Below are 20,150 nucleotides of genomic sequence, written 5' to 3' on the forward strand. Positions count from 1 at the left end.
GGGCAGGGCGGCGTCCGGCCCGTGGTCGGCTCTCCGACGGATGCCCCGGATCGGGGGATTCCGTGCGACGATTCCCCCTGGCAGCGGTGTGAGGCGCACCACTACCCGCGTGGTGGTCGGTCGCGCCCGGACAGGCAGGACATGAGGCAAGTGCGGCAACCGCACGGGGACGGACCGGTGGTGCACGAAGGCGGCGGCGGCGAGGAGCCGGAAGGCGACGGCCGGACGGTCGCGCTGGACCTGGAACGCCTGATCCTCGACGCACCGCGCAGATACACGCCGTACCAGGCCGCCCGCGCCGCCGATGTGCCGATGGAGCTGGCCACCCGGTTCTGGCGGGCGATGGGCTTCCCCGACATCGGCCAGTCCCGGGCCCTCACCGACGGCGACGTGATCGCGCTGCGCCGGCTGGCCGGCCTGGTCGAGTCCGGCCTGCTGAGCGAGTCGATGGCGATCCAGGTGGCCCGCTCCACCGGCCAGACCACCGCCCGGCTGGCGGGCTGGCAGATGGACACCTTCCTGGACAACCTGACCCAGGCGGTCGAGCCCGGGCTGACCCGGGCCGAGGTGGCGTACCCGCTGGTCGAGCTGCTGCTGCCGGAGCTGGAGCAGTTCCTGGTCTACGTCTGGCGGCGTCAACTCGCCGCCGTCACCGGCCGGGTGGTGCAGGCCGCCGAGGACACCGAGATCACCAGTGGTCGGCTCGCGGTCGGCTTCGCGGACCTGGTCGGCTTCACCCGGCTGTCCCGGCGGCTGGAGGAGGAGGAGCTCGGCGAGCTGGTGGAGAGCTTCGAGAACACCTGCTCCGACCTGATCGCCGGCCACGGCGGCCGGGTGGTCAAGACCCTCGGCGACGAGATCCTGTACGTCTCCGAGGACCCGGCCACCGCCGCCGAGATCGCGCTCAGCCTGGTCGAGGCGCTGGCCGACGAGGAGAACATCCCGGCGCTGCGGGTCGGCATGGCCTTCGGCACCGTCACCTCCCGGATGGGCGACGTCTTCGGCACCACGGTCAACCTGGCCAGCCGGCTCACCTCGATCGCCCCCAAGGACGCCGTCCTGCTGGACGGCGAGTTCGCCGCCGCGCTCGAACAGAACGGCGCCGCCGCCCCCTCGGGCGAGCCCGACGGCCCCGTGCAGGCCGGGCCGCACCGCTTCCACCTCCAGCCGATGTGGCGCCGCCCGGTCCGCGGCCTCGGCCTGGTCGAGCCCTGGCTGCTCACCCGGGTCGGCCGCACCCAGCTGCCGTAACGGCGGACCCCTGCGGGCACCGGATTCGCACAGATTCCCCTCGACAAAACGGACAAAGTCTCAACAAAGCGTCATAACCTAGGTGCAGAACGGGCAGATCGATCTGCACCAGGGACGAGGCGAGCCGGTGAGCGAGGCGACCATGGCGGAGTGCGTACAGGCACCGTCGACTGACCGGCGGTTGCGCGCGGTGGTCGAACTGGCCCAGGACATGGCGGGTGCGCTCACCCCGCTGGAGGCCGTCCGGGCCGCCGCCGTCCGGGCCACCACCGCACTGAGCGCGACCATGGCCGCCGTCTCGGTCTGGGACCGCGAGTCCGGCCGGCTGCGGGTGCTGGTCAACCACGGCGACCTGGCCCCGGGGGAGGAGGAGCTCCCCCAGGACGAGTCGTACCCGGTGGCCGACTTCCCGGAGATCGTCACCTACCTGGAGGAGCACTGGACCACCGGGCGGCTCCCGCGCGCCTGGGTGCAGACCGCCGAGAACTCGACCCCGCACGCCCCGCACGCCCACCCGGGCGCGGGCGCGTTCTGCCAGCAGCGGGCGGCCGGGCTGCGCCGGCGCGGCCGGGAGTGCTGCCTGGTCGCGCCGATCGTGCTGCACGGCCAGGCCTGGGGCGAGCTCTACCTGGCCCGCACGCTCGGGCTGGCCGTCTTCACCGAGTCGGACGCCGAGTACGCCACCCTGCTGGCCGCCCAGATCTCGGCCGGCCTGGCCGCCACCGAACGCCTCGCCGACCTGCGCCGGCTCGCCTTCACCGACCCGCTCACCGGCCTGGCCAACCGCCGCGCGGTGGACGCCCGGCTGGAGAGCGCGCTGCAGGCGCACAACCGGGACGGCACCGTGGTCTCGCTGGTGGTCTGCGACGTCAACGGCCTCAAGCGGGTCAACGACCGGCTCGGCCACGAGGTCGGCGACCGGCTGCTGGAACGCTTCGCCCACCAGCTCTCGCTCGCCGCCGCCCGGCTGCCCGGCTCGCTCGCCGCCCGGCTCGGCGGGGACGAGTTCTGCCTGTTGGCGGAGGGTCAGAAGTCCGACGAGGTGGTGGCCGTGGCCGAGGAGCTGTGCGCCCGCGCGCTGCAGCTGGCCGACGGCGAGGGCGTCGCCTGCGGGGTCGCCTCCACCGGTGACTCGATCGGCCCGGTGACCACCCCCGACCGGCTGTTCCGGCTCGCCGACGCGGCGCAGTACCGGGCCAAGGGGGCCAGGGCCGCCCACCCCGTGGTGGCCGGCCGCAGCCACGGCCCCGGCTTCTCGCCGGACCCGACCGTGCTGCTCGCCGACGCGGCCGACCCGCACCACCGCGCCGACGGGCGCCGCAGCCCCGGCCGGATCGGCGCCGCCGACCGCCGCCGGTTCCGCGGCGCCGCGCACAGCGCGGACCCGGGCCAGCTGCTCAACGTGGTGCTCGGCGCGCTGGACCGCAGCGGGGTCGGCCGGGCCAGCCACCCCGCCGACACCATCAGCCGGCTCGCCGTGGTCGCCGAGACCTCCGCCCGGCTGCTGGACGCGGTCGGCTGGTGGATCTCGTACGTGCCGCCGGGCTCGCACTTCATGCGCACCTCCCGGCACGCCGTCTACCGTATGACCAGCGGCCCGAGCAACACCGGGGCGGAGACCCAGCGGGCCCAGATCGAGGCCCCCGACGCGGTCTTCGACCTCGGCCACTACCCGCTCACCCGCCGCACCGTCCGCGGCGGCGCCTTCGCGCTGCGCGCCGGTGCGGCCGGGAACGACCCGGCCGAGGAGGCGATGATGATGGTCAGCGGGTACAAGGCGATGGTGGCGGCCGGTGGCTCCAACGCGGCTGGCGGCTGGCTGCTCGAACTCTTCGCGGACGAAACCACGCTGCCGTTCGGCCAGGTCGCCCCCGCGCTGCGCTCACTGGTCGCCGTGGCCCTGTCCGGACCGGCCTCGCCGCCCCCGTGAGCCCCGCCGTCACAGCTCAGGTACAGGGCTGTCGCGGCGGCCCGGCCTCTGCCACAGTTGGCGCAACGCCTGCCGGAGGGGCCTGGGCGGGAACGAGGTACGGGGACATGCGCACAAGACTGGTCGCCACACTGCTGACCATGATGCTCGCCGTCGGCGGGCTGACCACCACCGCCAGCGCCGCCACCGCGGTGCCGGCCAACACCATCACCCTGACGGCGGTCCAGGGCGCCCGGCCGAGCGAGGCCGTGGTGGTGGTCGCCGCTCCCGCCGTGGCCAAGAGCGTCGGGACCACCGAGCTGGCCAAGTCGAAGTCGAAGTCGAAGAAGAAGAAGGGTTCCTTCGTCGGGATCCTGATCGTGCTGGTGCTGATCGGCCTGCTGATCGCGGCCGTGGTGCTGGTTGTCGTGGTGATGAAGCGGCGCGGGCGCGAGCGCCACTGACCGCCCGTCAGGGGCGGAGCGCCCTGAGCGCGAGCTCGACCAGCCGGTCCGCGTACGCGTGGTCGAGCGGTCCGAGGCCGTGCAGCCAGCGGTAGTACAGCGGGCCGTAGAGCAGCTCGACCGCGAGGTCCGGGTCGGTGTCGGCGGCCAGCTGCCCGGCCGCCCCGGCGCTGCGCAGCCGCTCCCTGGTGACCTCCAGCAGCGGGTCGAGCAGCCGCTCGCGGTACTCGCCCAGCAGCTTCGGATCGGTCAGCACCTCGGCGGCCAGGGCCCGGCCCGCACCGCCGAGGAACGGTGACGCCAGCTCGTCCACGGTGCCCCGGAGCAGGGTCCTGAGGTCGGCGGCCACGTCCCCCGTGTCGGGGAGGGCGAGGCCGCCGGCCTCGCTCGCGTTCCCGGCCAGCAGGGCGTCGAAGACCACCGCGCCCTTGGACGGCCACCACCGGTAGATGGTCTGCTTGCCGACCCCGGCCCGGGCCGCGACGGCCTCGATGGTCAGCTTCGCGTAGCCGAGCTCGGTGACCAGCTCGGCGGCGGCGGTGAGGATGGCCTGCCGGGAGCGCTCACTGCGGCGGGCCGGGTCCGGGGTCTTCGACGTCATGCGGGCAAGTTTTGCAGCTCGGCGTCAGCGGGCGGCGCGGCGGCGGTTCACCACGGCGGCGGCGGTCAGCACCACGGCCGCCGCGACCAGGGACAGGTACATCTGGGTGCGGCCCTCGTGGTCGGTGAACATGTAGACCATGACGAACCCGATCAGCCCGATGGTGGCCCAGGTCAGGTACGGGTACAGCCACATCCGGACGGTGAGCCGCTCGGGCGTCTCGCGCTCGATGATCTTCCGCATCCGCAGCTGGGAGAAGCAGATCACCAGCCAGACGAAGAGCGCCACCGCGCCGGAGGAGTTGATCAGGAACTTGAACACGGTGTCCGGCGAGGTGTAGTTGAAGAAGACCGCGACGAAGCCGAAGACCACCGAGGCGAGGATCGCCGTCCGCGGCACCCCGCGTCCGCTCACCTTGGCGAACGCCCGCGGCGCGTCGCCCCGCTGCCCGAGCGAGAAGGCCATCCGGGAGGCGGTGTACAGGCCCGAGTTGAGGCAGGAGAGGACGGCGGTCAGCACGATCACGTCCATCACCCGGCCGGCGCCGGGGATGCCGACGTGTTCGAGCACCGCGACGTACGGGCTGCCCTTCACCGAGGCGTCGTTCCAGGGGAGCAGGGTCACCACGATGGCGATCGAGCCGAGGTAGAAGACGCCGATCCGCCAGATCACGCTGTTGGTGGCCTTGCTGACGGCCTTCTCCGGGTCGGCGGACTCGCCCGCCGCCAGGGTGACGATCTCGCTGCCCATGAAGGCGAAGACCACGGTCAGCATGCCGGTGAAGACCGCGCCCACTCCGTGCGGGAGGAAGCCGCCGTTGCCGGTCAGGTTGGTGGTGCCGACCGCGTCGGTGCCGGGCAGCAGACCGAACACCGCCAGGCCGCCGACCACGATGAAGGCGATGATGGCCACCACCTTGATGCCCGCGAACCAGAACTCGAACTCGCCGTACGAGGCGACCGAGAACAGGTTGGTGGCCGTCAGCACGGCCATCACGATCAGGGCGAACGCCCACTGCGGGACGCCGGGGACCCAGTTGTTGAGGATCTTGGCGCCGGCGGTGGCCTCCACCGCGAGCACCACGACCCAGAAGAACCAGTACAGCCAGCCGATGCTGAACCCGGCCCAGCGGCCGAGTGCCCGGTCCGCGTACGCGGAGAACGATCCGCTCTGCGGGTCGGCGGCGGCCATCTCGCCGAGCATCCGCATCACCATCACGACCAGCACGCCGGCCAGTGCGTACGAGAGCAGGATGCCGGGGCCGGTGGACGCGATGCCCGCGCCGGAGCCGACGAACAGGCCGGCGCCGATCACGCCGCCGATGGCGATCATGGAGAGGTGACGGTTCTTCAGCCCGGCCTCGAGCCGGCCGTCGTCCGGGGTCTCCGGCGGGACGGTGGCCCGGGTGGTGGTGTTCGCACTCATGGGTGAGGGTGCCTGTGCCTTCCCGCGCGGTCGGCCCCTTCGGCCGGGTACGCCGAAGGGAGGGGGACGGATCCGCGCAATGCGAGGCAAACTAACCGCTTCTGCCCGGCATCGGAACAGGGCCTGGCCCGACGGGGCGTCATTTCGGGCAAAGGGCCAGGTCAGACCGGTTGTGAAGATGTTCGGGAAAGCTCAAATCTGACGCAGTCCCAGTCCGATTCCCCGGCCTCAGTCGAGGAACAGGCCCCGGGCGGCCGCCGACTGCTCGATCGACTCCAGCCGGGCCTCGGCGCCGGGGATGAAGTCGCACATGGTCTGCAGCAGCACCCGGCCGAGCATCATCGGCGCGCAGGCGGTGTCGAAGACCAGCCCGGTGCCGACGGCGGCGGGGAGCAGCAGGTCGGAGAGCTTCGCCACCGGGGCGAAGGCGCTGTCCGCGACGGTGAGCACGGTCAACCCGGCCTCGCGGGCCACGGTCAGAGCGTCCATCAGCTCCCGCGGGTAGCGGGGGAGCGCGAAGCAGAGCAGGGCGGAGGCGCCGGCCGCGACGGCCTGTTCCAGCCGGTCGGCGAGCATCGAGCCGCCCTCGTCCAGCAGCCGTACGTCGGGGTGCACCTTGCCGGCGAAGTAGGCGAAGCCCCGGGCCTGGGCGGAGGCGGCCCGCAGGCCGAGCACGGGCAGCGGGCGGGAGGCGGCCAGCAACCGGGCGGCCCGGACGATCGGTTCGGGGTCGGCCAGCAGGTCGGCCAGGTGGCGCAGGTGGGCGATCTCGGCCAGGACGGCCTGCTGGTGCTCGTTGCGCACCACGTCGGCGTGCGACTCGGGGGCGGCCGGTTCGCCGGTGCCGAGTTCGCGGAGCTGCTTGCGCAGGGCGGGGTAGCCGTCGAAGCCGAGGGCGACCGCGAAGCGGGTGACGGAGGGCTGGCTGACGCCGGCCAGTTCGGCCACCTCGACGCTGGACAGGAACGGGGCCTCGGTCGCGTGCTTGACCAGGGAGTGGGCGATCCGGCGCTGAGTGGGGGTCAGCCGGTGGCGCTCGAAGAGCTGGAGCAGCCGGGCGGAGGGGCCGACCGTACCGGGTTCGTCCGTGGCGGTCATCAGCGCTTCCTCCGGGCAGCTCGGGCGGTGCTGGGGACGACTGTGCAGCAGTCCCGGGATACGGGCAACGAGGTATCGAACAGTGGGACGGGCGCTCGGCCGTCGGGGTGACCCTGATTTACCCCTGAGCCGTCCCCGAAACCGTCCGCCCGAAGTGGACCGGGTGCTGTCCGGGACGCCAGGATGACCGGTATGAACAGTCGCCAGGACGATCTGAAGCGTGACCTCGACGCGGCCCTGCAGACCCGCAAGGAGCTCGGCAAGGAGTACGAGGCGGAGATCGTCGACTCCTTCCTGACCAGGCTGGACGCACGCATCGACGCCCAGGTCGACCAGCGGGTGGCCGACCGGCTGGCCCAGCACGGCGTGGGCCGGGAGGGGCGCGGGGGCCGGAGCTGGTCGGGCCCGGGAAAGCTGCCGGTGATCTCGCTGATCATGGCGATCCCGCTCACCGGCATCGCCGCCGGCGCCGACCTGGCCGGGATCGTGGTCTGTTGGGCGGGCATCGTCGGGGTCAACGTGGCCGCCGCCCTCGGCAGCCGCCGGGAGCAGCAGGCCCCCCGGTCGGGCCGGAGCGACTGGCTCTGACGTCCAGTCACCCCGGCCCGGTCCACGGCAGCTGCTAGGCCAGCGGCCCGGTGACCTGCTCGACCGCGGTGACCAGTCCGCCGCCGGCGACCAGCGTGGCGGCGGCCTCCAGGTCGGGGGAGAGGAAGCGGTCGCGGCCGGCGCCGCCGACCCCGGCCGCGCGGGCGGTGGCCAGCGCGGCGGCGGTGGCGGGGGCCAGCGGGCCGCTGCCGTTGTCCAGCCGGATCTCCAGCGCGCGGGCCGAGGCGGTGAGCTCGACGGCCAGGATCCGGCCGAGGTTCTCCACCGACTGGCGCAGCTTGCGGGCGGCGGACCAGCCCATCGAGACGTGGTCCTCCTGCATCGCCGAGGACGGGATCGAGTCCACCGAGGCGGGGACGGCGAGCCGCTTGTTCTCGCTGACCAGGGCGGCCTGGGTGTACTGGGCGATCATCAGGCCGGAGTCCACGCCCGGGTCGTCGGCCAGGAAGGCCGGCAGGCCGTGCGAGCGGGCCTTGTCCAGCAGCCGGTCGGTGCGGCGCTCGGAGATCGAGCCCAGGTCGGCGGCGGCGATGGCGAGGAAGTCCAGCACGTACGCGACCGGGGCGCCGTGGAAGTTGCCGTTCGACTCGACCCGGCCGTCGGGCAGCACCACCGGGTTGTCGACCGAGGCGGCCAGCTCGCGGGAGGCGACCAGCTGGGCGTGCGCCAGGGTGTCCCGGCCGGCGCCCGCGACCTGCGGGGCGCAGCGGATCGAGTACGCGTCCTGGACCCGGGGCGCGTCGTCCTGGTGATGGCCCGTCAGGCTCGAGCCCTTGAGCACGGCCAGCATGTTGGCGGCGGAGAGCGCCTGGCCCGGGTGCGGGCGGATCGGGCCGTGCAGCTCGGGGGCGAGCACCTTGTCGGTGCCGAGCAGGGCCTCCAGCGACATCGCGGCGGTGATGTCGGCGGTGGTGAACAGGCGGGCCAGGTCGGCCAGCGCCATCACCAGCATGCCGAGCATGCCGTCGGTGCCGTTGATGAGGGCCAGGCCCTCCTTCTCCAGCAGCTCGACCGGCTCGATGCCGGCCTCGGCCAGCAGCTCGCCGGCGTCCCGCTCGACGCCGTCCGGGCCGAAGGCGGTGCCCTCGCCCATCAGCGCGAGCGCGCAGTGCGAGAGCGGCGCGAGGTCGCCGGAGCAGCCGAGCGAGCCGAACTCGCGGACCACGGGGGTGATGCCGGCGTTCAGCAGCGCGGCCATGGTCTGGGCGACCAGCGGGCGGACGCCGGTACGGCCGGAGGCCAGCGTCTTCATCCGCAGGAAGATCAGCGCGCGGACCACCTCGCGCTCCACCACCGGGCCCATGCCGGCGGCGTGCGAGCGCACCAGCGAGCGCTGGAGCTGGGCTCGGAGCTCGGGGCTGATGTGCCGGACGGCGAGCGCACCGAAACCGGTCGAGACGCCGTACACCGGGCGCGGCTCGGCGGCCAGCGCCTCGATCCGGCCACGGGCGGTGGCCATCTCGGCCAGCGCGTCGGGGCCGATCTCGACCCGGGCGTTGCCGCGCGCGACGGCGATCACGTCCTCCGCACTGACGTCGGCCTTGCCGACCAGGACCAGCGGAGCGTCGGGGTCCACAGCACTGTGCATATCCATATACACAATCACACCAGGTGAATGAAGATATGACAACTAGGGTCGGCCCGCCTGGCCGAATGAACGCGGTCCGGTCGCGGTTCGGTGCCGCCCGGCGGCCGCCGTAGCCTGGCAGCGGATCGAAAGGGGTGCACGGATGGCACGGGCGACGGTGCGGCGGCGGGTGGTGCGGCTGCGCGGGGACGAGCGGGCCGAGCGGGCGGACGTGCTCGCGGGCGAGGAGCCGCTGGAGATCCGGGTCGGCGGCGAGCCACTGACCGTGACCATGCGCACGCCCGGGCACGACTTCGACCTGGTGGCGGGCTTCCTGGTGGGCGAGGGGATGCTGCACACGGGCCCGGAGCTGGCCGCCCTGCGCTACTGCGCCGGGACGGACGAGGACGGCCTGAACACCTACAACGTGGTGGACGCGACCCTGCGCGGCGGCCGCCCGGCCCTGACCACCCATCGGAACCTGCTCACCACCAGCGCCTGCGGACTCTGCGGCCGGGACACCGTGGACGCGGTGCGGACCCGGGTGCGCTGGCCGGTCGGGGAGGACGCGGTGCGGATACGGCCGAGCGTGCTGTACGGGCTGCCGGACCGGCTGCGGGCCGCGCAGAAGGCGTTCGACTCCACCGGCGGGCTGCACGCCGCCGGGCTGTTCACGGCGGAGGGCGAGCTGCTCTGCGTCCGGGAGGACGTCGGGCGGCACAACGCGGTGGACAAGGTGGTCGGCTGGGCGCTGCGCGAGGGGCGGCTCCCGCTGGCCGGGCACCTGCTCCTGGTGAGCGGCCGGGCCTCGTTCGAGCTGACCCAGAAGGCGGCCCTGGCGGGCATCCCGGTGCTGGCCGCGGTCTCCGCCCCGTCCTCGCTGGCGGTGGACCTGGCCGAGGAGCTCGGCCTGACCCTGATCGGCTTCCTCCGCGGCGAGGGCGCCAACGTCTACACCGGCGCCGAGCGCCTGGCCTGAGCTTCGGACCGATCCGGCAACAGCTTGGTGACGTCCGGTTGCCGGCCGTCCGGGAGCGGGCATCCCCTCGGTAGGCCCTGGCACCCGGGGCCGGACGGGGGTGCGCACAGCCATGCGCGTGATCCACGAGATGAAACTGGTCGGCCGGCTCGCCTCGGGCGCCGACGAGTGGTCCTGCCCCACCTGTGGCCGCCGAATCGCTCTCCGCCAGCCTCCCTATCCCGACCTCACCATCCTGGAGGAGGGCGACGAGAACGCCGTGCACGTCGGCGTGATCCAGCCCGACCCGGCCGCCTCGGCCGCCGCCGAGAAGTACGGCCTGGGCCCGGTCCAGGAGATCCCCCGCCCGCCGAAGCCGGCCGCCCAGGAGCCTCCGGACGCGGACGACCGGGCCTGGCTGGCCGACATCGGCATCAGCTGGGACGACGGCGGCGCGGCGGCCTGAACCACGCCAAACAAGTACGGACCGGGACGGAACGTCCGGAGGCGCCCTCTGGCCGCCGTTCGGATGATTGGATATATTCAGTCGAACGGGCTTTGAATGAATCCATCCGCAAGGAGATCGTGAGCATGGTGCAGCAGCAGGGCAGTGGTCCGCGCGAGGTGCGTGCGGCGCGTGGGACGCAGCTGACGACGCAGGGCTGGCAGCAGGAGGCCGCCCTGCGGATGCTCATGAACAACCTCGACCCGGAGGTGGCCGAGCACCCCTCCAAGCTGGTGGTCTACGGCGGCACCGGCAAGGCCGCCCGCGACTGGCGCTCGTACGACGCCATGGTGCGCACGCTGCAGACGCTGAAGCAGGACGAGACCATGCTGGTCCAGTCCGGCCGCCCGGTCGGCGTGATGCAGACCCACGAGTGGGCGCCCCGGGTGCTGATCGCCAACTCCAACCTGGTCGGCGACTGGGCCAACTGGGAGGAGTTCCGCCGGCTGGAGAACCTCGGGCTCACCATGTACGGCCAGATGACGGCCGGCTCCTGGATCTACATCGGCACCCAGGGCATCCTCCAGGGCACGTACGAGACCTTCGGCGCCGTCGCGGCGAAGAAGTTCAACGACACCCTCGAGGGCACCATCACCCTGACCGCCGGCCTCGGCGGCATGGGCGGCGCCCAGCCGCTGGCCGTCACCATGAACGGCGGCGTGGCGATCTGTATCGACTGCGACCCGTCCCGGATCGCCCGCCGGATCGAGCACCGCTACCTGGACGTGGAGGCGAAGAACCTCGACCACGCGCTCGAACTCGCCACCGCCGCCCGGGACAAGAAGCAGCCGCTCTCGATCGGCCTGCTGGGCAACGCGGCCGAGCTGTTCCCGCAGCTGCTCGCGATGGACGCGCCGATCGACATCGTCACCGACCAGACCAGCGCGCACGACCCGCTGGCCTACCTGCCGATCGGCGTCGACTTCGACGACATGGCGGACTACGCGGCGGCGAACCCGGCCGAGTTCACCCAGCGCTCGCGCGAGTCGATGGCCAAGCACGTCGAGGCGATGGTCGGCTTCCAGGACCGCGGCGCCGAGGTGTTCGACTACGGCAACTCGATCCGTGGCGAGGCCCAACTCGCTGGCTACACCCGTGCGTTCGACTTCCCCGGCTTCGTCCCGGCGTACATCCGGCCGCTGTTCTGCGAGGGCAAGGGCCCGTTCCGCTGGGCCGCGCTCTCCGGTGACCCGCAGGACATCTACAAGACCGACAAGGCCGTGCTCGACCTCTTCCCGGAGAACGAGTCGCTGCACCGCTGGATCAAGATGGCCCAGGAGAAGGTGCACTTCCAGGGCCTCCCGGCCCGGATCTGCTGGCTCGGCTACGGCGAGCGCGACAAGGCCGGCGAGCGCTTCAACGACATGGTGGCGAGCGGCGAGCTGTCCGCGCCGATCGTGATCGGCCGCGACCACCTGGACTGCGGCTCGGTGGCCTCCCCGTACCGGGAGACCGAGGCGATGCTGGACGGCTCCGACGCGATCGCCGACTGGCCGCTGCTGAACGCCATGGTCAACGTCGCCTCCGGCGCCTCCTGGGTCTCCATCCACCACGGCGGCGGCGTCGGCATCGGCCGCTCGATCCACGCCGGCCAGGTCACGGTCGCCGACGGCACCGCGCTGGCGGGCGAGAAGATCCGCCGGGTGCTCACCAACGACCCGGGCATGGGCGTCATCCGCCACGTCGACGCGGGCTACGACCGCGCGGTCGAGGTCGCGGACGAGCGTGGTGTGCGCATCCCCATGGGTGAGCTGTGACCTTCGAAGAGATGTGGGCGGAGCTGCTCCCCGTGGGCCGCTCCGCCTCCTCCGGGGGCTACCGCCGGCACGCCTGGAACTCGGCCGACGCCGAGTGCCGGGCCTGGTTCGAGCAGCAGGCCGCCGACCGCGGCCTGACCTACGAGCTGGACCGCAACGGCAACCAGTGGGCCTGGCTCGGCGACCCGAACGGCGACGGCGCGATCGTCACCGGCTCGCACCTGGACTCGGTCCCGGACGGCGGCGCCTTCGACGGCCCGCTCGGGGTGGTCTCCTCCTTCGCGGCCCTGGACCAACTGCGCGAGCGGGGTGCGGAGTTGGCCCGCCCGCTGGCGATCGTCAACTTCGGCGACGAGGAGGGGGCCCGGTTCGGCGTGGCCTGCATCGGCTCCCGGCTCAGCGCCGGGGTGCTGACCAAGGCGCAGGCGTACGACCTGCGCGACGCCGACGGCGTCCGGCTGCCCGACGCGATGGAGCGGGCCGGGTACGACCCGGGCGCGATCGGCGCGGACGACGACCGGCTGCGCCGGATCGGCGCCTTCGTCGAGCTGCACGTCGAGCAGGGCCGGTACCTGACCGAGGACCACCCGGTCGGGGTGGCCAGCGCGATCTGGCCGCACGGCCGGTGGCGGTTCGACTTCCACGGCGAGGCCAACCACGCCGGGACGACCCGGATCGAGGACCGCCGCGACCCGATGCTCACCTTCGCCGACACCGTGCTCTCGGCCCGGCAGCAGGCCGAACTGGCCGGTGCGCTGGCCACCTTCGGCAAGGTCGCGGTCGAGCCGAACGGCACCAACGCGATCGCCTCGCTGATCCGCGGCTGGCTGGACTCCCGGGCGGCCGACGAGACCGTCCTGACCCAACTGGTCGAGCGGATCAGGGAGTCGGCGTCCGTCCGCGGCGAGCGGGACGGCGTCCGGGTCGAGCTGACCCGGGAGTCGTACACCCCGGTGGTCGACTTCGACGGACCGCTCCGCGACCGCCTCGCCAAGCACCTCGGCGGGGTGCCCGTGCTCCCGACCGGGGCGGGACACGACGCCGGGATCCTGGCTTCGGCGATCCCGACCGCCATGCTGTTCGTACGTAACCCGAGCGGGGTCTCGCACTCCCCGGCCGAGCACGCCGAGCAGGCGGACTGCCTGGCCGGCGTGGCCGCCCTCGCCGACGTACTGGAGGACCTGGCGTGTCAGTGACCAGCTACTGGGCGGAGCACGCCTGGCTGCCGCACCCCAACGGTCCGGTGGTCGAGCAGGACGTGCTGATCCAGGTGGCGGACGGGCGGATCACCGGGGTCGTGCGGGACAGCGGGCCCTGCCCGCCCGGCGCGGTCCGGCTGAACGGGCTGCTGCTGCCCGGCCAGGCGAACGCCCACTCGCACGCCTTCCACCGCGCCCTGCGCGGCAGCGTCCAGGTCGGCTCCGGCACCTTCTGGACCTGGCGGGACACCATGTACCGCTTCGCCGGGGCGCTCGACCCGGACAGCTACCTGGCCCTGGCCACCGCCGTCTACGCCGAGATGGCGCTGGCCGGGATCACCGCCGTGGGCGAGTTCCACTACCTGCACCACGCCCCCGGCGGCGGCCGGTACACCGACCCCAACGCGATGGGCCACGCCCTGATCGAGGCGGCGGCCCGGGCCGGCATCCGGATCACCCTGCTGGACACCTGCTACCTCTCCTCCGGCTTCGGCGCCGAGCCGACCAGGCCCCAACTCCGCTTCAGCGACGGGGACTCGGACGCCTGGGCGGAGCGGGTCAGCGCCCTGAAGCCGACCGAGCACGCCCTGATCGGCGCTGCGGTGCACTCCGTCCGGGCCGTCCCCGCCGGACAGTTGAGCACCGTGGCCCAGTGGGCCGAGCAGGCCGAGGCCCCGCTGCACGTCCACCTCTCGGAGCAGACCGCCGAGAACGACGCCTGCCTCACCGCCCACGGCGTCACCCCGACCAGGCTGCTCGCCGACCACGGCGTGCTCGGGCCGCGCACCTCCGCCGTGCACGCCACCCACCTGACGGAGCAGGACATCCAGCTGCTCGCGGACTCCTCGACCAACATCTGCATGTGCCCCACCACCGAACGCGACCTCGCGGACGGCATCGGCCCGGCCCGGCAGCTGGCCACGGCCGGCTGCCCGATCACCCTCGGCAGCGACAGCCACGCGGTGATCGACCCGTTCGAGGAGGCCAGGGCACTGGAGCTGGACGAACGCCTGCGGACCCGCACCCGGGGCCACTGGACGGCGAACGCCCTGCTCCGCGCGGGCGCCGAGGACGGCCACGCCTCCCTCGGCCGGCCGGACGCGGGCCGGATCGAGGCGGGCGCCCTGGCCGACTTCACCGTGGTCGCGCTCGACTCGGTCCGCACCGCGGGCCCCCCGCCCGCGCTCGGCGCCGAGACGGCGGTCTTCGCCGCCTCCGCCGCCGACGTCCGCCACGTGGTGGTCGGCGGCCGACACATCGTCAGCGACGGGGTCCACCAGCTCGTCCCGGACGTCGCCCGTGCCCTGAGCACGACAATCGCCGCCCTCCGGTCCTAGACTGCGAGGCGTGTGCCCGAGCGGGGCTGATCCGCTCGGGCACACGCCTTTCGCCGTGGCGCACCTCTGCAGTTCGAACCGAGCTGTGCAATCCACCCATCTGCGAGAGGCAATCCCGTGAGCACCCTGATCACCAACCTGGGTTCCCTGGTCACCAACGACCCCGCCCTGGGCACCCTGGCCGACGCGGCCGTGGTGGTCGACGGTGACCGGATCGCCTGGGTCGGCCCCGCGGCCGCCGCGCCGCCCACGGACACCCGCTTCGACGCGGCGGGCCGGGCGATGATCCCCGGCTTCGTCGACTCGCACGCCCACCTGGTCTTCGCCGGCGACCGCACCGCCGAGTTCAACGCCCGGATGAGCGGCCAGTCCTACACGGCCGGCGGCATCCGGACCACCGTCGCCGCCACCCGCGCCGCCACCGACGCCGAGCTGGAAGCCAACCTCACCCGGTTCATCGGCGAGGCGCTGCGCCAGGGCACCACCACGATCGAGTGCAAGTCCGGCTACGGCCTGACCACCGAGGACGAGGCGCGGGCGCTGCGGATCGCCGCCGCCCACACCCCGGAGACCACCTACCTGGGCGCCCACGTGGTGGCCCCGGAGTTCAAGGACGACCCGGCCGGCTACGTCGACCTGGTGACCGGCGAGATGCTGGACGCCTGCGCCCCGCACGCCCGCTGGGTGGACGTGTTCTGCGAGCAGGGCGCCTTCGACGGGGACCAGGCCCGGGCGATCCTGACCGCGGGGGCGAAGCGCGGGCTGATCCCCCGGGTGCACGCCAACCAGCTGCACCACGGCCCGGGCGTGCAGCTCGCGGTCGAGCTGGGCGCGGCCTCGGCCGACCACTGCACCCACCTCACCGACGCGGACGTGGACGCCCTCGCCAACGGCGACACGGTGGCCACCCTGCTGCCCGGCGCGGAGTTCTCCACCCGCGCCACCTACCCGGACGCCCGCCGCCTGCTGGACGCGGGCGCCACCGTCGCGCTCTCCACCGACTGCAACCCCGGCTCCAGCTTCACCAGTTCGATGGCGTTCTGCATCGCGGTCGCAGTCCGCGAGATGGGCATGACCCCGGACGAGGCGGTGTACGCGGCCACCGCGGGCGGGGCCCGCGCGCTCCGCCGCACCGACGTCGGCCTGATCGCCCCGGGTGCCCGGGCCGACCTGCTGCTGCTGGACGCGCCCTCGGCCGTCCACCTGGCCTACCGTCCGGGTGTGCCGCTGACCGCCGCCGTCTGGCAGGACGGCGTCCGCAGGGTCTGACCGCACGCGAGAGGGCCGGTACCCCGTCCGACGGGGTACCGGCCCTCAGTGCTGAGCGGGCGTCAGTGCACGTCGCCCATCAGCCGGACCACCTTCTTGCGGTACATCATCAGCGCCACACCGGCGAGCACCGCCAGCAGGCCCTGCGAGGCGAAGTACCAGGTGCTGCCGGTGGCGTCGCCGACCAGCAGCTGGACCACGGCGGCGGTGCAGTCGCCCGCCGTGACGGCGAGGAACCAGATGCCCATCATCTGGCTGGCGTACTTGGCGGGCGCCAGCTTGGTGGTGACGGAGAGTCCGACCGGAGAGAGGGTCAGCTCGCCGACGGTCTGGATCAGGTAGACCAGGGCCAGCCAGAGCGGGGTGACCCGGGCGCCCCCGGAGGCGGCGGCCATCGCCAGCATCATCACCAGGAACGAGCCGCCGATCATCAGCAGGCCGAAGGCGAACTTCACCGTGGTGGACGGGTTCTTCCGGCGCCGGTCCAGCCAGACCCAGAGCCACGCGAACACCGGGGCCAGCGCCATGATGTAGAGCGGGTTCAGCGACTGGAACCAGCTGGTCGGGAAGGAGAACCCGAACAGGCTGGAGGCGGTGCTGTTCTCGGCGAACAGGTTCAGCGTCGAGCCGGACTGGTCGTAGATCATCCAGAAGATCGCGGCGGCCACGAAGAACCAGATGTACCCGCTCATCTTGGACTTCTCGTCCGCGCTCAGGTCCTTGTCCCGGTGCAGCCGGGCGAAGTACACCACCGGGATCGCGATGCCCGCGATCGAGAGCGGCCAGATCAGCCAGCCGACGGTCAGGCCGCCGGTCAGTGCGACGCCGCCGTAGAAGACCACGGCCGCGGTCAGCCAGAGCGCGGCCTTGCGCAGCACGGCGCGCTTCTCGGCCGGGGCCATCGGCGAGGTGACCACGCTGCTGCGCTCGCTCAGGTGGCGGCTGCCGAGCAGGTACTGGATCAGGCCGATCGCCATGCCGACGCCGGCCAGTGCGAAGCCGAGGTGCCAGCTGACCTTCTGTCCGACGGTGCCGATCACCAGCGGGGCGACGAAGGCACCGAGGTTGATGCCCATGTAGAAGAGGGTGAAGCCACCGTCGCGGCGGGGGTCGTTGGGGCCGTCGTAGAGGTGGCCGACCATGGTGGAGATGTTGGCCTTGAGCAGGCCGGAGCCGATCGCGATCAGGCCGAGCCCGGCGAAGAAGGTCGCCTGCGGCGGCAGGGCCAGCGCGAAGTGGCCGAGCATGATGATGCCGCCGCCGATCGCGACGGTTTTGCGGGCGCCGAGGAAGCGGTCCGCTATCCAGCCACCGGGCAGCGCGAGCAGGTACACCATGGCGTTGTAGACGCTGTAGACGGCGGTGGCCGTGGCGATCTGCATGCCGAGCCCGCCCTTGGAGACCTCGGCGGCCATGTAGAGCACGAGCAGGGCGCGCATGCCGTAGAAGCTGAACCGCTCCCACATCTCGGTCATGAACAGGGTGGCGAGTCCACGGGGGTGCCCGAAGAACGTGGGGCCGGCGACGGTGTTCGGTCGGGGCCCGGCGGCCAGAGTGCTTGACGCCATGTGTGGGGGTTTCCTTGCCTGGCAGCGCCCGCCTGAGGGGGGTGGCGGCGAGCGGGACCAGACCACTGTACGTGGCGATTTCTGGTGCTATCAGGGCAGAAGGCCACAGCTGTATGTATTGTCCAGGTAAAGAATGAACTGATCCAAAGTGCAGAATCAATGGTATCAGCGAACAATTTCCGCGAAATCCAAGGTCGGACCGGCGGATCTCCCGCGTATCCGGCATCCGCCCCGGAGCGGGTGCCGGTCCGCCGTCCGGCCGGGCGCTCACCCTCTGTGAACTAGTTCACAGCCCCCATCAGCCGCCGGATCCGGCTCGCGGCCAGCCAGATCGCCACCCCGCAGAGCGCCGCCAGCGCACCCTGCAGATAGAAGTAGGCGTCCGCGCTGACCACCCGCTGGAGCTGGGTGGTCCAGCCCGCCACCGCGTCACCGGTCGCGGTGGCCAGGAACCACAGGCCGAGCATCTGGCTGATGTACTTCACCGGCGCCAGCTTGGTGGTCAGCGAGAGGCCGACCGGGGAGAGCGTCAGCTCCGCGACGGTCTGCACGAAGTAGACGCCGACCAGCCAGAGCGGCGAGACCAGCTCGCCGCCCGAGGCCGCCAGTTCGGCCAGGCCCATCAGCCCGAACGAGGCGCCGATCAGGATCAGGCCGACGGCGAACTTCACCGGGGAGCTCGGATTGCGGCGGCGCAGCGTCAGCCACTGCCAGAGCCAGGCGAAGACCGGCGCCAGCGCGATGATGAACAGCGGGTTCACCGAGTTGAACCAGCTGGACGGGAAGTGGAAGCCGAAGATCGACAGGTCGGTCGACTCGTTGGCGAACTGGGAGAGCGTCGACCCCGACTGGTCGTAGATCATCCAGAAGATCGCGGCCGCGATGAAGAACCACATGAAGGCGGACATCCGGCTGCGCTCCAGCACGGTCAGCTCGCGGTCCCGGCGCAGCCGGGTGAAGTACCAGGCCGGCAGGGCGATGCCGATCACGCCCAGGATGTTGACCACCTGGTGCACCGAGAAGCGGTCGAGCAGCGCGTCGACGGTGAAGAACACCGCCGCCGCCCCGGCCCAGAACCCGGCCAGCCGCAGCACCCGCCGCCGCACCGCGGGTTCGGCCGGCCGGCCGGGCAGCTCGCCGGCCCGGCCGAGGTGCTTGCGGCCCAGCACGTACTGGACCAGACCGAAGGCCATCCCCACCCCGGCCAGCGAGAACCCCAGGTGCCAGCTGACGTTCTGGCCGACCGTCCCGATCACCAGCGGCGCGAAGAACGAGCCGATGTTGATCGCCATGTAGAAGATGGTGAAGCCGCCGTCCCGGCGGGCGTCGTCCTCGTGGTAGAGCTGCCCGACGATGGCCGACACGTTGGGCTTGAGCAGGCCGGTGCCGGCCGCGATCAGCAGCAGCCCGCACCAGAACAGCGCGCTCAGCGGCACCGCCAGCGCGAAGTGGCCGCCCATGATGATCAGGCCGCCGATCAGCACCGCCCGACGGGCGCCCCAGAGCCGGTCGGCGATCCAGCCGCCGGGGATCGCCAGCATGTAGATCAGCGAGTTGTAGACGCTGTAGACCGAGGCGGCCGTCACGGTGTCCAGGCCGATCCCGCCCTGGTCCACCGGCACCGCGAGGAACAGCACCAGCAGCGAGCGCATCCCGTAGAAGCTGAACCGCTCCCACATCTCGGTCATGAACAGCGTGGCCAGCCCGCGCGGATGCCCGAAGAAGGCGTGCTCGTCCTCCGGTGGCATTCCCGACGCCGAGTACGGTCCCGTCTCGCCCTGCGTCCCCGCCACCAGACCTCCTGCGCCGAACCGTCCCGACCGCCCACGTTACGAGCCGACTGCCCGTCAGGAGCCGATGTACGCCTCCGGTTGCGCCGTTCGGGCTCCGCGACGCTGCCGAAGCCCCTGAACGCCGCGTCGTACTCGGTCTACCATCGGCCCATGACCTGTGTGCTGCTGGCCGAGGACGACCCGGCGATCTCCGAACCGCTGGCCCGTGCGCTCCGACGGGAGGGCTACGAGGTGCTCGTCCGCGAGGAGGGCCCCGGCGCCCTCGCCGCGGGGCTGACCGAGGACGTCGACCTCATCGTGCTCGACCTCGGCCTGCCCGAGATGGACGGCCTGGAGGTGGCCCGCCGGCTCCGCGCCGAGGGCCGCACCTGCCCCGTGCTGGTGCTCACCGCCCGCGCCGACGAGGTGGACACCGTGGTCGGCCTGGACGCCGGCGCCGACGACTACGTGACCAAGCCGTTCCGGCTGGCCGAGCTGCTGGCCCGGGTCCGGGCCCTGCTCCGGCGCGGCAACGTGGACCAGCTGACCACCGGCGCGCACGGCGTGAAGATCGACATCGAGTCGCACCGCGCCTGGCTGGGCGAGGAGGAGCTGACCCTCTCCGCCAAGGAGTTCGAGCTGCTCCGGGTGCTGGTCCGGGACGCCGGCCGGGTGGTCACCCGGGAGGAGATCATGCGTCAGGTCTGGGACACCACCTGGTGGACCTCGACCAAGACCCTGGACATGCACATCTCCTGGCTGCGGAAGAAGCTCGGGGACGACGCGGCCAACCCGCGGTACATCTCCACCGTGCGCGGCGTCGGCTTCCGGTTCGAGAAGAACTGATACCCCGGCAGCACG

At 72.4% G+C, this 20,150-nt stretch carries 17 protein-coding genes; 11 read left to right on the plus strand and 6 right to left on the minus strand.

What is annotated here, in order from left to right:
• Window positions 1–141: 141 nt before the first annotated feature.
• The 3 genes from ABT118_RS05120 (at window position 142) to ABT118_RS05130 (ending at window position 3,624) form a co-directional block, all read left to right on the plus strand.
• A complete protein-coding gene (locus tag ABT118_RS05120; RefSeq protein ID WP_502884469.1) occupies window positions 142–1,251 on the plus strand; it encodes an adenylate/guanylate cyclase domain-containing protein in 1,110 nt (369 codons plus the stop codon).
• A 127-nt stretch (window positions 1,252–1,378) separates the two neighbouring features.
• Window positions 1,379–3,181 carry a GGDEF domain-containing protein gene (locus tag ABT118_RS32700; RefSeq protein ID WP_502884470.1) on the plus strand — a complete coding sequence of 601 codons (1,803 nt, stop codon included), beginning with the start codon at window positions 1,379–1,381 and terminating at the stop codon, window positions 3,179–3,181.
• A 107-nt stretch (window positions 3,182–3,288) separates the two neighbouring features.
• Window positions 3,289–3,624, plus strand: a complete 336-nt coding sequence (locus tag ABT118_RS05130) for a hypothetical protein (RefSeq protein ID WP_350644963.1) — start codon at window positions 3,289–3,291, stop codon at window positions 3,622–3,624.
• Window positions 3,625–3,631: 7 nt separating this feature from the next.
• Here ABT118_RS05130 and ABT118_RS05135 read toward each other — a convergent pair whose 3' ends face one another.
• The 3 genes from ABT118_RS05135 to ABT118_RS05145 all read right to left on the minus strand — a co-directional run bounded on the left by ABT118_RS05135 (window position 3,632) and on the right by ABT118_RS05145 (window position 6,748).
• Window positions 3,632–4,225: a TetR/AcrR family transcriptional regulator gene (locus ABT118_RS05135; protein ID WP_350644964.1), complete on the minus strand. Its 594-nt coding sequence runs from the start codon at window positions 4,223–4,225 to the stop codon at window positions 3,632–3,634.
• A 24-nt stretch (window positions 4,226–4,249) separates the two neighbouring features.
• On the minus strand, window positions 4,250–5,650 hold the full coding sequence (locus ABT118_RS05140; RefSeq protein WP_350644965.1) for an amino acid permease: 1,401 nt from the start codon (window positions 5,648–5,650) through the stop codon (window positions 4,250–4,252).
• 228 nt (window positions 5,651–5,878) lie between these two features.
• A complete protein-coding gene (locus tag ABT118_RS05145) occupies window positions 5,879–6,748 on the minus strand; it encodes a MurR/RpiR family transcriptional regulator (protein WP_350644966.1) in 870 nt (289 codons plus the stop codon).
• 192 nt (window positions 6,749–6,940) lie between these two features.
• Here ABT118_RS05145 and ABT118_RS05150 point away from each other — a divergent pair, with 192 nt between their 5' ends.
• Window positions 6,941–7,336 carry a hypothetical protein gene (locus tag ABT118_RS05150; RefSeq protein ID WP_350644967.1) on the plus strand — a complete coding sequence of 132 codons (396 nt, stop codon included), beginning with the start codon at window positions 6,941–6,943 and terminating at the stop codon, window positions 7,334–7,336.
• A gap of 34 nt (window positions 7,337–7,370) precedes the next feature.
• Here the strand turns inward: ABT118_RS05150 and hutH are convergent, their stop codons facing one another.
• Window positions 7,371–8,945 (minus strand): histidine ammonia-lyase, encoded by a 1,575-nt coding sequence (gene hutH, locus ABT118_RS05155; RefSeq protein ID WP_350644968.1) that lies wholly within the window; start codon window positions 8,943–8,945, stop codon window positions 7,371–7,373.
• Window positions 8,946–9,087: 142 nt separating this feature from the next.
• Between hutH and fdhD the strand changes: the two genes are divergently transcribed.
• The 6 genes from fdhD to hutI all read left to right on the plus strand — a co-directional run bounded on the left by fdhD (window position 9,088) and on the right by hutI (window position 15,949).
• Window positions 9,088–9,903 carry a formate dehydrogenase accessory sulfurtransferase FdhD gene (gene fdhD, locus ABT118_RS05160; RefSeq protein ID WP_350644969.1) on the plus strand — a complete coding sequence of 272 codons (816 nt, stop codon included), beginning with the start codon at window positions 9,088–9,090 and terminating at the stop codon, window positions 9,901–9,903.
• Between the two features lie 112 nt (window positions 9,904–10,015).
• Complete coding sequence (locus ABT118_RS05165) at window positions 10,016–10,348, plus strand: hypothetical protein (protein ID WP_350644970.1); 333 nt, start codon at window positions 10,016–10,018, stop codon at window positions 10,346–10,348.
• 125 nt (window positions 10,349–10,473) lie between these two features.
• The gene (gene hutU / locus ABT118_RS05170; RefSeq protein ID WP_350644971.1) at window positions 10,474–12,144 is read left to right on the plus strand and encodes a urocanate hydratase; all 1,671 of its coding nucleotides are present in this window, start codon (window positions 10,474–10,476) and stop codon (window positions 12,142–12,144) included.
• An 11-nt stretch (window positions 12,145–12,155) separates the two neighbouring features.
• Complete coding sequence (locus ABT118_RS05175) at window positions 12,156–13,340, plus strand: allantoate amidohydrolase (RefSeq protein ID WP_350645121.1); 1,185 nt, start codon at window positions 12,156–12,158, stop codon at window positions 13,338–13,340.
• Window positions 13,331–14,680, plus strand: a complete 1,350-nt coding sequence (locus tag ABT118_RS05180) for a formimidoylglutamate deiminase (RefSeq protein WP_350644972.1) — start codon at window positions 13,331–13,333, stop codon at window positions 14,678–14,680. Before ABT118_RS05175 ends, ABT118_RS05180 begins: the two co-directional genes overlap by 10 nt.
• A gap of 117 nt (window positions 14,681–14,797) precedes the next feature.
• Window positions 14,798–15,949, plus strand: coding sequence for an imidazolonepropionase (hutI, locus tag ABT118_RS05185; protein ID WP_350644973.1), 1,152 nt, complete (start codon window positions 14,798–14,800; stop codon window positions 15,947–15,949).
• A 62-nt stretch (window positions 15,950–16,011) separates the two neighbouring features.
• Here hutI and ABT118_RS05190 read toward each other — a convergent pair whose 3' ends face one another.
• Complete coding sequence (locus tag ABT118_RS05190; RefSeq protein WP_350644974.1) at window positions 16,012–17,517, minus strand: peptide MFS transporter; 1,506 nt, start codon at window positions 17,515–17,517, stop codon at window positions 16,012–16,014.
• Between the two features lie 281 nt (window positions 17,518–17,798).
• Window positions 17,799–19,265 carry a peptide MFS transporter gene (locus ABT118_RS05195; protein WP_350645122.1) on the minus strand — a complete coding sequence of 489 codons (1,467 nt, stop codon included), beginning with the start codon at window positions 19,263–19,265 and terminating at the stop codon, window positions 17,799–17,801.
• A 195-nt stretch (window positions 19,266–19,460) separates the two neighbouring features.
• On the opposite strand from ABT118_RS05195, the gene ABT118_RS05200 reads away from it, so the two are divergent.
• Entirely contained in the window at window positions 19,461–20,135 is a 675-nt protein-coding gene (locus ABT118_RS05200) for a response regulator transcription factor (RefSeq protein ID WP_184918861.1), read from the plus strand.
• Window positions 20,136–20,150: the final 15 nt, after the last annotated feature.

This window comes from Kitasatospora sp. NPDC002040, from assembly GCF_040296785.1.
In the GTDB taxonomy this organism is placed as follows: domain Bacteria; phylum Actinomycetota; class Actinomycetes; order Streptomycetales; family Streptomycetaceae; genus Kitasatospora.